16 protein-coding genes are annotated in these 13,710 nt (G+C 71.5%); 7 read left to right on the forward strand and 9 right to left on the reverse strand.

Annotated elements, in window-relative coordinates; translation table 11 throughout:
- Positions 1-2: 2 nt before the first annotated feature.
- Positions 3-551, forward strand: a complete 549-nt coding sequence (locus tag HAV40_RS23380; RefSeq protein ID WP_166384732.1) for an imm11 family protein — start codon at positions 3-5, stop codon at positions 549-551.
- 80 nt (positions 552-631) lie between these two features.
- On the opposite strand, the gene HAV40_RS23385 is transcribed toward HAV40_RS23380, so the two are convergent.
- Both HAV40_RS23385 and HAV40_RS23390 read right to left on the reverse strand, forming a co-directional pair.
- On the reverse strand, positions 632-1,462 hold the full coding sequence (locus HAV40_RS23385) for an aldo/keto reductase (RefSeq protein WP_166384734.1): 831 nt from the start codon (positions 1,460-1,462) through the stop codon (positions 632-634).
- Between the two features lie 81 nt (positions 1,463-1,543).
- On the reverse strand, positions 1,544-2,104 hold the full coding sequence (locus HAV40_RS23390; protein ID WP_166384736.1) for a nuclear transport factor 2 family protein: 561 nt from the start codon (positions 2,102-2,104) through the stop codon (positions 1,544-1,546).
- A 370-nt stretch (positions 2,105-2,474) separates the two neighbouring features.
- Between HAV40_RS23390 and HAV40_RS23395 the strand changes: the two genes are divergently transcribed.
- The 3 genes from HAV40_RS23395 to HAV40_RS23405 are packed head-to-tail and all read left to right on the forward strand — an operon-like array spanning position 2,475 to position 4,649.
- Positions 2,475-3,155 carry a GNAT family N-acetyltransferase gene (locus HAV40_RS23395; RefSeq protein ID WP_166384738.1) on the forward strand — a complete coding sequence of 227 codons (681 nt, stop codon included), beginning with the start codon at positions 2,475-2,477 and terminating at the stop codon, positions 3,153-3,155.
- Positions 3,156-3,201: 46 nt separating this feature from the next.
- Entirely contained in the window at positions 3,202-3,549 is a 348-nt protein-coding gene (locus tag HAV40_RS23400) for a PadR family transcriptional regulator (RefSeq protein ID WP_166384740.1), read from the forward strand.
- Positions 3,546-4,649 (forward strand): hypothetical protein, encoded by a 1,104-nt coding sequence (locus HAV40_RS23405; RefSeq protein ID WP_166384742.1) that lies wholly within the window; start codon positions 3,546-3,548, stop codon positions 4,647-4,649. The genes HAV40_RS23400 and HAV40_RS23405 overlap by 4 nt, the downstream gene beginning before the upstream one ends.
- A 106-nt stretch (positions 4,650-4,755) precedes the next feature.
- On the opposite strand, the gene HAV40_RS23410 is transcribed toward HAV40_RS23405, so the two are convergent.
- On the reverse strand, positions 4,756-5,880 hold the full coding sequence (locus HAV40_RS23410; protein WP_166384744.1) for a lytic polysaccharide monooxygenase auxiliary activity family 9 protein: 1,125 nt from the start codon (positions 5,878-5,880) through the stop codon (positions 4,756-4,758).
- A 314-nt stretch (positions 5,881-6,194) separates the two neighbouring features.
- On the opposite strand from HAV40_RS23410, the gene HAV40_RS23415 reads away from it, so the two are divergent.
- On the forward strand, positions 6,195-7,859 hold the full coding sequence (locus tag HAV40_RS23415) for a DHA2 family efflux MFS transporter permease subunit (RefSeq protein WP_166384746.1): 1,665 nt from the start codon (positions 6,195-6,197) through the stop codon (positions 7,857-7,859).
- 13 nt (positions 7,860-7,872) lie between these two features.
- Here the strand turns inward: HAV40_RS23415 and HAV40_RS23420 are convergent, their stop codons facing one another.
- Together HAV40_RS23420 and HAV40_RS23425 are read right to left on the reverse strand one after the other, a co-directional pair.
- A complete protein-coding gene (locus HAV40_RS23420; protein ID WP_144120668.1) occupies positions 7,873-8,097 on the reverse strand; it encodes a hypothetical protein in 225 nt (74 codons plus the stop codon).
- A 119-nt stretch (positions 8,098-8,216) separates the two neighbouring features.
- Positions 8,217-8,882: an NADPH-dependent F420 reductase gene (locus HAV40_RS23425; protein WP_166384748.1), complete on the reverse strand. Its 666-nt coding sequence runs from the start codon at positions 8,880-8,882 to the stop codon at positions 8,217-8,219.
- A 148-nt stretch (positions 8,883-9,030) separates the two neighbouring features.
- Between HAV40_RS23425 and HAV40_RS23430 the strand changes: the two genes are divergently transcribed.
- Both HAV40_RS23430 and HAV40_RS23435 read left to right on the forward strand, forming a co-directional pair.
- Positions 9,031-9,954 carry a GNAT family N-acetyltransferase gene (locus tag HAV40_RS23430; RefSeq protein WP_166384750.1) on the forward strand — a complete coding sequence of 308 codons (924 nt, stop codon included), beginning with the start codon at positions 9,031-9,033 and terminating at the stop codon, positions 9,952-9,954.
- Between the two features lie 96 nt (positions 9,955-10,050).
- The gene (locus HAV40_RS23435) at positions 10,051-11,103 is read left to right on the forward strand and encodes a hypothetical protein (RefSeq protein WP_166384752.1); all 1,053 of its coding nucleotides are present in this window, start codon (positions 10,051-10,053) and stop codon (positions 11,101-11,103) included.
- A 63-nt stretch (positions 11,104-11,166) separates the two neighbouring features.
- Here HAV40_RS23435 and HAV40_RS23440 read toward each other — a convergent pair whose 3' ends face one another.
- The 4 genes from HAV40_RS23440 to HAV40_RS23455 form a co-directional block, all read right to left on the reverse strand.
- On the reverse strand, positions 11,167-11,670 hold the full coding sequence (locus tag HAV40_RS23440) for a DUF1990 family protein (protein WP_166384754.1): 504 nt from the start codon (positions 11,668-11,670) through the stop codon (positions 11,167-11,169).
- 78 nt (positions 11,671-11,748) lie between these two features.
- Positions 11,749-12,303, reverse strand: coding sequence for a Rieske (2Fe-2S) protein (locus HAV40_RS23445; RefSeq protein ID WP_166384756.1), 555 nt, complete (start codon positions 12,301-12,303; stop codon positions 11,749-11,751).
- Positions 12,303-12,848 carry a DUF6529 family protein gene (locus HAV40_RS23450; RefSeq protein WP_166384758.1) on the reverse strand — a complete coding sequence of 182 codons (546 nt, stop codon included), beginning with the start codon at positions 12,846-12,848 and terminating at the stop codon, positions 12,303-12,305. The genes HAV40_RS23445 and HAV40_RS23450 overlap by 1 nt, the downstream gene beginning before the upstream one ends.
- A 67-nt stretch (positions 12,849-12,915) precedes the next feature.
- Positions 12,916-13,614: a hypothetical protein gene (locus HAV40_RS23455; RefSeq protein ID WP_166384760.1), complete on the reverse strand. Its 699-nt coding sequence runs from the start codon at positions 13,612-13,614 to the stop codon at positions 12,916-12,918.
- Positions 13,615-13,710: the final 96 nt, after the last annotated feature.

Genomic DNA, 13,710 nt, shown 5'->3' on the forward strand with positions numbered 1-13,710 from the left:
GCATGGCATACATTACTCGGCTTGACGTGGACGCGTACGGCTCACTCGATGCGCCCGACGATGTGTGGCCACGGGACGTCACCCAGCACAACTGGATGAGTGGCGACCGCTACCCGCAGATAGAGGGCACGATACCGTTTTCGTGGGAGCCAGGCGACAAACGACAGACCCCTGACGCATTCTGGTATCCGCAGATGCGCGACTGGGTGCTGTCGGGATCCGCATACCAAGCAATGACGGGCGTCGCCTCACAAGATCTGCACTTGATTGCAAGAGGGGCGCTCGACGGCAACCCGTTATACCTTGTCCAGGCACCGACGGTGCTTGACGTGATCGACAGAGAAAGATCTATCATCGACCGTTACCCCACCTACGAGATCTTGCGTTTCCCGGTCCTACCCCGCAGTGCTGCCCCCTTGGTGGCCGAGCGCATTTTCAGGGTCCCAGGTTCGGCGACAATAATTGTCATCGGAGAGGCGGTGAGACAGGCCATAGAGGATTCTGCATCTACGGGATTCAACTTCGTACCCGTGGAATGGTCCGACGGATAGGCTGATTAAGGTTGCCCCGGAGCGAGCCCGCAAGCGTGTGTCGCACACCGCCAGGCTCGCCCCGGGGCCTCCAATGTCGGTCAATGTCCGACGAGGTCGGAGTCCACTGCGGCTCGCTCGCCCTGGTCGAGGCTCGAGATGCGCTCCATCTCCTCCTCGGTCAACGCGAAGTCGAAGACGGCCAGGTTGTCGCGCATACGCTGCGGATCGGCCGACTTGGGCACCGCGGTCAGCCCGAGCTGCAGGTGCCAGCGCAGGACGATCTGGGCCGGACTGCGGCCGTACGCCGCCGCGATCTCCCCGATCACCGGCTCGGCCAGCAGCTCCCGCCCCTGGCCGAGCGGGCTCCATGACTGCGTCACGATGCCGTGCTCAGCGTGGTAGGCGCGCGGCAGCTTGCGGGCGATCCGCGGGCTTAGCTGCACCTGGTTGACGTCGGGCAGCACCCCGGTCTCGACCCGCAGGCGCTCCAGGTGAGCGGGCTTGAAGTTCGACACGCCCACCGCGCGCAGCCGCCCCTCGTCGAGCAGCGCGATCATTCCTTTCCAGGCGTCGACGTAGCGGTCCTGCTCCGGGTTCGGCCAGTGGATCAGCAACATGTCGACATAGTCGACGCCGAGGCGTTCGGCGGACGCGTCGAAGGCCCGGCGTACCAGGTCGCGGCCGTGCCAGCGGGCGTTGAACTTGGTGGTCACGAACAGGTCCTCGCGGGGCACGCCGCAGTCGCGCATACCCTGCCCGACCCCGCGCTCGTTGCCGTAGTTCTCCGCCGTGTCGAACAGCCGGTATCCGGCCTCGACGGCCTGCACCACGCTGACCGCGGCCTGGGCGTCGTCCATCGGCCAGGTACCCAGCCCGATACGCGGCATCACCGCGCCGTGGGCCAGCTTCACCGTCATCTCGTTGGTCATGAGGCCATCCTCGCGCTCGCCGCCGGGGCGCCCGCGACCGGTCCACCCGGCGGCGTGCGGTCCCGTCCCCGGCAGCGGCGATCAGGGGGCGTGTGCCGCGTTCAGGGCGTTCTTGACGGTGCCGCAGGCCGAGGCGGTGATGGGGCGCTTGCCGCGGATACGCGAGACGAGCGCGACGTTGTCCTCGTACAGGTGCATCGTGTGGATGCGGCCGGCGGCCACGCTCAGGTGGATGGCGACGGGGGTGGACAGGTGGCGGCCGGTCGGCTCGATCACGTGCACGAAGTGGCCCAGCACGACCGCGTCGGCGCCGTCGACCAGCACCTTGTCGGCCTCGACGGTGCTGCGGCCGAGTTCGAAACGGGGCATGGTCAGCCGCAGGAAGTCGGCGGCCAGCCCCCGGCTGGCCAGCCACGGAGCCGCCTCGGCGGCTGCCACGTAACACTCGACCTCTTCGGCGAACAGCTCCGCGATGCGCTCCGCGTCGCCCTCGGCGAGCCGCGTCAGGTACTCCTGGACGATCACGCGGGTGTTCTGCACCGCCAGTGCCGCCGAGCGACGCCGAGGGGCGATGCCCACCTGGTGCGCGGCGGTGAGGCCGGTCCAGGGCGCGGACGCCACTGCCTGATCCTGGATCAACATGGGCGGAACGCTACCTGCGAGCCGGTCCGGATTCCCAGAACCGCGGATATCGGTTAAATCACCTGCTCAGCCGGAATGCAACCGACCCCCGCCCGGATTTCCGCTGCGCCGGCCGGGCCGACTCGCACCTTATGCCCGATTCAAGCCGCCATGATCACTGTTTCGGGTCGAAAACTCGGGCCCCACCCCACCTTTCGACCCGAAACGACGATCACCATCCGGCTCGGCGGGACCGACCCAGCGGACCGGCCAGCGGGACCAGCCCGGCGGGATCCGACCCGGGGTCGCGCGTCTCGGCCCATTCCGGCGCAACCCCGACGCGAGGAAATCGCGTTGACCCGCGCCCCGCCCCGCGCCGACCATCGGGTTCATGCTCATCGATCACTTTCCGCTGGTCGGGTTGCGGTTGACCACTCCCAGGCTGGAGCTGCGCCTGCCCGACGCGGAGGAGCTGGCCGCGCTGGCCGACACCGCCGCCGACGGCGTACACGACCCGGCCTACATGCCGTTCCGCATCCGCTGGACCGAGCTGCCGCCCGCCGAGCGGGCCCGCTCGGTCGTGCTGCACCACTGGAGCCTGCTGGGCCAGTGGACGCCGCGGTCCTGGAAGCTCCCGTTCACCGTCTTCCGCGACGGCGTGCCGGTCGGCGTGCAGCTACTCAAGGCGGTCGACCTGGCGGTGACCGCCGAGTGCTCGACCGCGAGCTGGCTGGGCCACCGGCACCAGCGGCAGGGCATCGGGGCCGAGATGCGGGCGGCGGTGGCCCATCTGGCCTTCACCCATCTCGGCGCGACGGAGCTGGTCTCGTCGGCCTTCACCGACAACGCCGGGTCGCTGGGGGTGTCGGCGAAGCTCGGTTACGCCCCCGACGGGATCGAGCGGCACGAGGACCAGGGCCGCCTGCGGGTGATCCACCGGCTGCGGCTGACCCGGCAGGCGTGGCTGGAGCGCGTACGCCCCGAGGTGACCGTCGAGGGTGTCGCGCCCTGCCTGCAGCTGATGGGACTGGGCGGGACATCCGAAGCCGACCATCCACATCCGAGCATCTGACATCTTCCGCAGTTGCATATGTTTGCTCGACGTATATGCTCCCGGCATGGCTGATGTACCCATCGGTGAACCCGCCTTCCTGATCCTCACGGCGCTGGCGGCCGAACCCAAGCACGGCTACGCCGTGATCGAGGACGTGCTCGACATCTCCGGCGGGCAGGTCCGCCTGCACACCGGCACCCTCTACTCCGTACTGGACCGGCTGCGCGAGGGCGGGCTGATCGAGGTAGACCGGGAGGAGATCGTCGCCTCCCGGCTGCGGCGCTACTACCGGCTCACCGGGGTCGGGCAGGCGCGCCTGGCCGCCGAATCGGCACGGCTGCGCCGCAACGCCGACGCGGCGCTCGCCCGGCTGTCCGGCTTCTCGCTGCGTCCCGGGACGGGGGCGGCATGACCCACGACCCGCGCCTCGAAGCACGTTACGAGCGGCTGCTCGCCCTGTTCCCGGCCGCGCACCGGCAGGAGTACGGGGACGAGATGATCGGCGTGCTGCTGACCGGCGCGAAGCCGCAGCAGCGCTACCCCGGCCTGCGCGAGACGGCCGACCTGCTGCGCTGCGCGGCCTGGCAGCGGCTCGGCGGACGCGGCGCGGGCGGCGCGGACCGCCACTGGGCCTCGGCGGCGGCGGTGTTCGGGCTCGTCACAGCGTTCGTCATGCTCACCTACCGGCTGAGTGTCATGGGCGCGCAGTTCTTCGGCAACTGGCGCATGGACGAGCGCGTGCCGCCGTTCCCCGCGCAGTGGTGGCTCGCCGTGGCGGGCTGGGCGGTGGCCGTCGGGTTCGCGTTCACCAGGTTCGGCCTGGTCGCGGCCGTGGGAGCCTGGATCGCCGCACTGAGCGAGGTGGTGGTGGCGTTCGGCGAGTACGCGAGCTGGCCCAGCCATCTCGTGAACGTCTGGTGGATGCTGGTGCTCGGCGTCGGCGGCGCGCTGGCCCTCACCCTGCGGGCAGGCGCTCGGCCGCAGGAGGCGCTCGGCGTACGCCGAGGCATCGCCCTCGCGGCGGCCTTCACCACGCTGGCGGTCGTGCCGACACTGGAAGCGCTGCTCGCCGAGGTGTACCGCTACCCCGGCGGCGGTTACTCGCTCGGCGCGTTCGGCGGCTACAACGCACCCTTCCAACTCGGCGGCTTCCCGGTGACCGGCTCGCTCACCGTCGTGCTGGGCGGGGTCTCCACCCTGGTGGTCCTGTACTGCCTGGTGCGGGCCGGTGCGTCCGTTCGCCGCAGGCTGATCGCGATGTTCGTGCCCGCCCTGGTGCTGAAGCTGGTCGTGCCGGTGTGGTTCAACGGATTCCTGGTGTCGACGCAGCGGTTCGACCCGCCGGTGCTGCTCGCAGCCGGGCAGTGGGTGTTCCTGGTAGCGTTCCCGCTGGTGCTGTTCCTGCTCGGGGCGCTGCTGGTGGAGCGCGCCGAGCGGCATGCGCACCTGATCGCGCTGGGCCGCGCCGCCGAACGCGACGCCCGCCTCACCCCGCAGAGCACCCCGTCCTGAGCCGATCACGCCCGCAGGCAGCGCCACGGGGGCGCTGCCTGCGGCTCGACGGTTCGGAGGGGCACCTTCCACATCGCGTGGCGATGTGGAAGGTGCCCCTCCTTCGTCAGGAGGGGGAGCAGGTGAGGGTGGGAGCGCCGTTGGCGGAGCCGGTGTAGCTGCCGAGGAAGCCGAAGGTGGTGCTGGCTCCCGCCGACAGGGCGCTGTTGTGGGCGACACTCTTGGCGGTGGCCGTGGAACCGCTGGTGGTCACTGTCGCGTTCCAGGCGTTGGTGATCTGCTGGCCGTTGGTCCAGGTCACCGTGACCGTCCACTTGGTGATCGCGGAGGAGCCCGCGGTCACCTTGACCTCACCCTGGAAGCCGCCGGGCCACTGGCCGGTCAGCGCGTACGTCGCCGCGCAGCCGCCGGGCGGCGGCGGGGACGACGACGGGCTGGGCGACGCGGACGGGCTCGGCGACGGCGGGCGGCTAGGCGACGGGGACGCCGACGGCGAGGCCGGAGCGGACGGCGACGCCGACTGGCTCGGGGTGACCCCGCCGAAGGTCACGTCACTGCAGAAGTAGTACGACTGGTCCAGGTGGCTGGCCTGCCAGATGGTGTAAACGATGTGCCGCCCGGTGCGGCCGCTGGCGGTGCCGCCGACCTGGATCGACACGCCGCCCGCGCTCTCCGGGGTCCACTGCGCGGCGGGGGTGTTGCCGATCTGGCCGACCAGTTCCAGGTTGCCCCAGCCCAGCGGTTGCGTGATCGGGTTGTACCCCTGCTTGGTCACGTACACGCGGATGTAGTCCGCTCCGTGGCTGGCCTGGTCGTACAGCTTGACGCTGAAGTTGTTGCCGATCGACTGGGCCTTCCAGTCGCCGACCGTGTCCATGGCGTTGTAGCGGCCGCCCTGGGTGCGGCCCGCGCTGCACAGCTGGCCGTCCGGGATGGCGCCCTGGTGGTTGCCGGCGACGCCCTCGCGGAACAGGCCGTTCCAGTTCCACATGGCCTGCGGGTCGGCCTGCCAGGCCTGCCAGCACATGGGGTCCTGGGTGGCCATCGCCGGGTTCTGGAAGTCGCTGCCCCAGCGCTGCCAGCACCCGTAGTTGCGCGAGGCCGGGCTGACGATGTTGCCGTGCGCGTCGGCGATCTTCGCCAGCGCCGTGGTGAGCAGCAGGACCGAGGCGACGGCCACGATCAGCGCCGAGATGGCGGCCCGCCGTCGAGCGGCGAGTGTGGTGGACATGGGAACTCCTTCGTACGGAGTGCCATGCACGCGTGGCGCGGATACCGAGGGAGCCCGGAGCCGTCATACCGCGGACGTACGCACGCATGGTCGGACTTCGACATCAGCCGCGGAAGGCTGCCCCACTTCCGCGCTGCTACGTGGCTCCCGTAGCGGTCGAATCAGACCTTACGCATCATCTTGAATATGTCAATTTATCACCGCGTGTGGCCGTCGCCGTCCCCGGCGACGCGGGGGCGACACGGCGGCGCTGCGGCGGAACTCATCGTCTGAGGACTATGCTCCACCCGCTCGGACGCAGACAGGAGACCGCCATGATCACTCAGCGTACGGCCGGGACCGCTCCGGAACCGCAGGCCCCGCAGCGCAACCCGTGGCTCATCCTGTCGGTGCTGTGCCTGGGCTTTTTCATGATCCTTCTGGATACGACCGTCGTCAACATCGCGATCCCGGACCTCATCGACGACCTCGGCGCGACCCTGAACCAGATCCTGTGGATCCTCAACGCCTACATCCTGGTGTACGCCGTCCTGCTGATCACCGCCGGGCGGCTCGGCGACATCCACGGCCCCAAGCGGCTGTTCATGATCGGCCTGGCGCTGTTCACCGTCGCCTCGATCGCCTGCGGCCTCGCCCAGGACCCGACCCAGCTCGTCGTGTTCCGCGTCGTACAGGGCCTCGGCGGGGCGCTGCTGACCCCGCAGACGCTCGCCGTCATCACCACCATCTTCCCCGCCGAGCGGCGCGGCGCGGCGTTCGGCGTCTGGGGCGGCGTGGCGGGCCTGGCCACGGTCGCCGGGCCGACGCTGGGCGGCTGGCTGGTCTCCGAGTTCGGCTGGCGCTGGATCTTCTTCGTCAACGTGCCGGTCGGCGTGATCGCGCTGGCCATGGCCGCGGTCATCATGCCGGACCTGCGCTTCAACCGCCGCCACCGGCTCGACCTGCCCGGCACCACCCTGGTCACCGCGGGACTCTTCCTCATCTGCTATGGCCTCATCGAGGGCGAGTCGCACCACTGGGGACGGGTGTGGGGGCCGGTCACGATTCCGATGGTCATCACGGCCGGGGCGGTGATCCTGGCGCTGTTCGTCTGGCTGTCGCACGTACGCAGCGACCAGGAGCCGCTGATCCCGCTGCGGCTGTTCGCCGACCGGAACTTCTCGGTGATGAACGGCGTCGTCGCCGCGGTCTCGTTCGGCATGCTCGGGCTGTTCCTGCCGCTGACCATCTATCTGCAGTCGGTGCTGGGCCTGACCGCGCTGCAGGCCGGGCTCACCACCGCACCCATGTCGCTGATCTCCATGTTCGTCGCCCCCGTCGCGGGCCGCGCCGCCGACCGGCACGGCAAGTACGTGCTGCTGGTCGGCATGATCCTGTGGACGGCCGGGCTCACCTGGGTCGTGCTGGCCGCGCAGGCCGGTTCGGACCGTGGCGACCTGCTGCCCGGCCTGCTCGTCGCGGGTCTCGGCCTCGGCGGCGTCTTCGCCCCGCTGCAGACCATCGCCATGCGGGACATCGAGCCGCGCTTCGCCGGGGCGGCCTCCGGCGTCTTCAACACCACCCGGCAGCTCGGCGCGGTCATCGGCGCGGCCGCGGTCGGCGCGCTGCTGCAGGCCCGGCTCGCGGTCGACCTGGCCGCGCAGGCGCAGGCCAACGCGGGTGCGCTGCCCGAGCCGTTCCGCGAGCCCTTCGTCGCCGCGTTCGCCGAGGCCGGATCGCACGGTATGGAGGTCGGTGCGGGCCAGAGCGGCGCGCACCTGCCCGCGGGCGCCCCGCCGGAGATCGCGCAGCTCGCGCTGACCACGTTCCACGAGGGCTTCACCGCGGCGATGAAGTCGACCATGGTGCTGCCGCTGATCGTGCTCGCCGTCGCGGCGGTGTCCGTGCTGCTCGTCCGGCGTCGCAAGGCAGCCGTCGTCGAGCCGCGCAAAGCCGACGTCGCCACCACGGACGAGCAGAACGTGCCGGTGCAGGGCTGAGCCGCGACGCGCGTCAGCGGCCCGCGTTGCGCGGGTGGTTGCGGGCGGTGCGCTCGTTGCCGTGCCGGTAGTTGCCGGTCCAGCGGGCCATGACCTCCTGCGGGTCACCGGCTCGCACCTCGTCCAGGAAACGCTTGGCGCGCTCGCCACGCAGCAGGGTCACGACGGCACGGTGGTGGGACACGGCGACGGTTCCGTCGGCGCGTACGGCGAAGTCGAATCCGTGGGGCGCGGGCACGCGCCCGATCCTGCCATCGCCGGCACCCGCACCGCACCACATTTCCGCAACCCCCCACCCGCGAGCTGAAGGAAGGGCACCTTCCCAACGCCCACCGTGGGGAAGGTGCCCTTCCTCTCTCAGGCGGCTTCGACGGCGGCCCGCACCTCGGCAGCGGAGGCGGGGGTGCCGGTCTCGCTGCTGAAGGGCCCGTACGGGGTGCCGTAGGCGGGGGTGCCGGGCTGGTACTTGCGGCCGCCCGCGCCCAGGGGACCCGCGTCGACGGCGTCGTAGCCGATCGCGTCGAGGAAGGCGGTCACCGCGGCCTTGGCGGCCGGGTCGTCGCCGGCGATGGCCAGCGCGGTGCGGTCCGGCGCACCCGCCGGGCGGGCCAGCGCGCCGAGGTGCTTGAAGAAGATGTTGTTGAACACCTTCACCACGTGCGCCCCGGGCAGGTGGCGCTGGAGCAGCTCGCTGCTGGTGGCGCTGCCGTCGTCGAGGACCTCGATCTGGCCGTCGCGCTCGGGGTAGTAGTTGTTGGTGTCCATCACGACCTTGCCGGTCAGCGCCTCCGGCGGCACGCTGTCGTACGCGTGCAGCGGCACGCTGACCAGCACCAGGTCCCCCGCCGCCGCGGCCTGCGCGACGGTGCCCGCGCGGGCCCGCGGACCCAGCTCGGCGGCGAGCCCGGCCAGGGTCTCGGGGCCCCGCGAGTTGCTCAGCACCACGTCGTACCCAGCGGCCACGGCCAGCCTGGCCACGGTGCCGCCGATGTTCCCGCTGCCGATGCATCCGATCGTCGTCATCGCCCACTGCCTCTCGCCCCAACCCGGCATGATCGCCGGCACCACGGTGGTCAACGGCCGACCCGCGCCGACGGTTCCGGCACGCCGGGCGGGCGTCGCCGCCCGGAACCGGCTGGACCGGGGCGCATGGTGCTCGTAGGGTCGCTGCATGATCGACATACGTGAGGCGACGGGCCCGGAGACCGAGCGGTGGCGGGCGGACTGGTCGCGGCGGCTGCGCGAGCGCTACGCCCCCTGCTACACCGACCCGGCGGCGGTCACCCGAGAGGTCGAGCGCAACGTCGGCGGCCAGCGCGACGACGAGGGCGGCCGGGTGTACGCGGTCGAGGTCGACGGGACCACGGCCGGTTTCCTGGCCCTGGGCGGTTCCCGGCCGCGCCGGCCGGAGCAGCGCAGCCTGCACGACCTGTGGCTGGCCCCGGAGTTCCGCGGCCGTGGCCTGGCACGTGAGCTGACGGCGTGGGCCCGCGAACGCGCCGCGGCCGACGGCGGCGAGCGCCTGGCCGTGACGGTGGCCCCGGGCGATCCGGCCGCCGAGGCGCTGTTCGGCGCGTACCCCCTGCGGTCGCAGTTGATGGTCAAGACCGTGCCCGCCGCGGTGTCCCTGCCCACCGCCGTCACCGGCCGCCCGATGACCACCGCCGAGTTCGGCCCGTGGAAGGACAAGGACATCAGGGGGTATGCCGAGGAGATGGTCGCCTCCGGCAGCCGGTCGGCCGCCGACGCGCTGACCGCCTCCATCGCCGAGTACGCCGAGCTGCTGCCGGACGGTCTGGACACCGCGGGGCACACGCTCTGGTCCGTGCTCGCCGCAGACGTGGCCGTCGGCACGATCTGGCTGCGGCACGGTTTCCTGCCCGGCCTGAGTTTCGTGTTCGGGGTGGACGTCGACCCCGCTTTCCGGGGGCGCGGCTACGGGCGGGCGGCGATGCTGATCGGCGAGCGGGCGACCGCGGCGGCCGGCGACGCCCAGCTCGGCCTGAACGTGTTCGGCCACAACACGGTCGCCATGCGCCTGTACGACTCGCTGGGCTATCGCGTCGTCGAGCAGCACCGTTCGCAGGACGTGTAGCCGCGCTCAGTCAGGTTCCGACACATTCATTGAGATCGTTAGATCAACATGTTTGCATGTATCGAGTTACCGTCCCGTCACGGAAAGGTATCGAACATGCCAAGACCGACGCGCGTGCTCTCCACCCTCGTGGGGATCGTCGCCATGCTCGGCACGCTGCTGGTCGCCGGCACGCCCGCGCAGGCTGCCGTGCCCAACCGGTTCGGCTTCGTGCTGTGGAACGGCGCGGCCGTGGTCCCGGGGGGCACCTACCCCGCCGCGACCACCGTCGTGCCGCTGGCCGTTGGCCGCTACCAGGTCACGTTCCCGGGTCAGGGGATCACCGGGGGCGTCGTGCACGTCACCGCGATCACCAACGGCCCGCGCTGGTGCCAGGCGGAGGCCTGGGGCCCGTCGGGCGTCAACGAGATCGCGATCATCCGCTGTTACCGGGTCGGCGGGGTGCCCGACAACAGCGGCTTCAGCGCGATCTTCACCAACAGCTCGGGTCCCGGTGCACCGGGTCCCTACGGCTACGTCGACACCCAGCCCACCGGCACGATCATCAGCCAGTACAACGCGGCCGGTGCGCCCAACGTGGTCACCCCGCTGGGCGTGGGCCAGTGGAGCGTGAAGTTCCTGAACATCGGCTCCGGCGGACCGGTCGACGGCAGCGCCCAGGTGACCGCCGTGGCCACCGTGGGCACCCGCTGCAAGATCCGCAACTGGACCTCGACGGCGGCTCAGCAAGAGGTCATCGTGTTCTGCTTCAACGCCGCGGGAGCGCTGGCCAACAGCCGCTTCACGGTGTCGTACCAGCAGAAGGCGTCGCTGTACGGCGCGGGCTTCCCGCCGCAGTACTTCGGCTACCTCTGGAACGCGCCACCGGTCGGCCCCGCGTTCACCAACTTCAACTCGGTGCTCGGCTACAGCGCGAACACGCTCATCTCGGCGGGCCCCGGCCTGTCCCTGGTCACCTTCCGGCAGATCGGCTTCGCGCCGCTCACCGTGCAGGTCACCGCGGCGGGCTCGAACTCGAACTTCTGCGGCCTGAACTTCCCCTGGACCATCGCGGGCGTCGACCTCTACGTCCGTGACGTCAGTTGCTACACCAACGCCGGCGCCGCCGTGAACACCGGCTTCACCATCAGCGCCAGCTCCCGCCTCTAGCCCCTCCCCCTCCCCGACGGCCACGCCCGGCTCCCTACCGGGCGTGGCCCCCTCCCCCTCCGCTCAGCGCGGGGTGGCGACGAGGCGGCGGAGGGCGCGGGCCAGGAGGCGGGCGTAGGTGTGTTGGAAGGCGACGACGATCGGGCCTGCGGCTCGGGTGTACCAGCGGGCGGGGCGGCTGAAGGCGATCACCGAGAACCAGACCCCGTCGTCGGCGAGTTCGACGAGGAAGGCCTCCTCGCCGGTTTCGGGGTGTCCGGCGAGGGTGCCGTAGGCGAAACCGGCCCGGTGCGGGGTGTCCTCGACCCACACCACGCGGCAGGGTGCGGGGATACGCAGCGAGGCGATGCCCAGGCCGGAGGTCACCAGGAGGCCTTCGACGGCGCGCGGGCCGTCGGCGGTGACGCGCACGCCGATCGCGCGCTGCGGGGCGAAGGTCAGCACCGCCTCGGCGGCGGCCGCCATGATCGGCGCGTCGCCGACGCGGGTGCGGTAGCGCAGGTGGTGGTAGCCGCTCGGCAGTACGGCGTCGCGCGTCGCGCCGACCTCGGCATACGTGAAGCTCATCGGGTCCCCCGTGCGGCAGGGCGGCAGGAAGGGCACCTTCCGCTACCGACAACGATAGGAAGGTGCCCTTCCTTCGCCTCAGGCGCGGTAGACGGCGGTCGCGTCGGAGGTGGTGCGGATCTCGCGGAGAGGGCGGGTGGCGGGGCCGCCGGCGACGGAGCCGTCGGCGGCGCGGAAGCGGCTGCCGTGGCAGCCGCACTCGATGACGCCGCCGGCGACGCTGGAGACGATGCAGCCCTGGTGCGTGCAGACGGCGGAGAACGCCTTGAAGACGCCCTCCTGGGGCTGGGTGACGACCAGGCGCTCGGCGTCGAGCACCACGCCGCCGCCGACCGGCACCTTGGCCTTCTCGACGAGTGGATTCGCCTTCGGCGGGGCCGCAGCGGTCGTGCCGGGGCCCGTGGTGCCGGGTGCAGGGCCGGGTCCTGTGGTGGCGGGAGCCGGACCGCCGGGGCCGGTGGTGGCCGGGGCGGGTTCGGGCAGCGGCTCCTGGGCGGTGTTCTCGCCGTACGTCTGGCAGCCTGCCAGCAGGGCGGCCGCCCCGGCGGCACCGGCGAGCACGGCCCGCCGCGTGGCGCAGCCCGCCGCGCAGCCGCCGGTGGCCGCGTGGTCGCGCCTCGGTGTCGGGCTCATCAGAGGTTCACCCCGATCGTGGTGAAGTACCAGAAGGACGAGGTCAGCCACAGTCCGATCAGGGCGGTGAAGACCGCGCCGCCCAGCAGCGGCAGGGTCCAGCCGGGCAGGCCCCGTTTGGGCAGGCTCAGCATCTTCACCGTGAACGCGCCGAAGAAGAAGCAGCCGAACAGCGAGTGGGCCAGCGTACGGGTGTCGTAGGTGGCGAAGCCCAGCGCGTACAGGCAGTGCACGGCCACCGGCACGGTCAGCAGGAACGCGAACCGGCCGGACCAGCGGTGCAGCCCGCCGATCCAGGACGGCGGCGAACCGAGTTTGCCCCACATCGACAGCGCGCTGACCAGCTGCACCAGCGCGAGCAGCGCCGCGCCGGTGGCCAGCCACACCTTGACGGTCTGCGGGCTGGAGAACCCCGCCACGTTCACGGCGATCCCGGTGGGCGTGTGCACGCTGCCGTACACGCCCAGCGTCACGGTCACCACCGCCCCGAGCAGCAGCGGCACGTACAGCCCCGCCGTCGAGACCCGTCTGGCCTGCTCGCTCATCGCTGTCCCCTTCCCGCGCGGACCGCGACGGGCCCGCATTGACGCACGGTCATGTCGGCGCTCGTGGTCATGCGAGCGCGCCGGTGACGGGCGCGGCGGTCAGCTTCGCGCCGTCGACGGTGACCGCGCCGGTGGCGGGGTCGATCGCGGGTGCGGGCCGCGGCACGTCGTCGACGCTGACGACACCGACCTGGCTGCCGTCGGGCAGCACGATCCAGCCGCCGACGACCTTGGCGCCGCGTACGGTCGCGGTGGCGCGATAAAGCCCGGACGGCTTGGCGACGGCCTTGACGGTGAACGTCCACCTACGCCCGTTCGCGGCGACCGTGCCGGTGGCCTTGCCGCCGCCGAAGGCGCCGGTCAGGATCGCGCCCTTCTTGCCGGTCAGCGACAGCTTGCCGTCGGCGGCGGTGCCCTGCAGCCACACCTCGGCCTTCCTGCCGTCGCACAGGTACGCCACCGCGACCCCGTCGGTGACCGAGATCGCGATGCTCGCCCCGCCGCCGTCGACGGTGCCCGCCCAGACGGCGTTCACCTTCGCGGCGGGCGCGACCTCAGGTGACGGCTCCGCCGAGGGTGCGGCCGAGGGTGGCGCGGACGCGGCGGGCGCGGTCGTGGCGGGCGCGGTCGTGGCGGGCGGCGCGCCGAACCCGGCCGGGTCGGGCTCGTCGCCGCCGCGAGCGGTGACGGTCAGGTTCACGGTGATCAGCACGGCCGCGAGGGCCAGGCCGGCCAGCAGCGTGAGCAGAGGCCCGTTGCGCTTCATGGTCAGCTCCTAACGCCGCCGGACACCGGCGGCGCGTCCAGCCAACCGCGTACGCGCGGGCGGGTCTGCGTACTAGTCCACACAGCGGATTCGCGA

Origin of the sequence: Catellatospora methionotrophica, from assembly GCF_011297335.1 — a bacterium.
Lineage (GTDB): Bacteria > Actinomycetota > Actinomycetes > Mycobacteriales > Micromonosporaceae > Catellatospora > Catellatospora methionotrophica.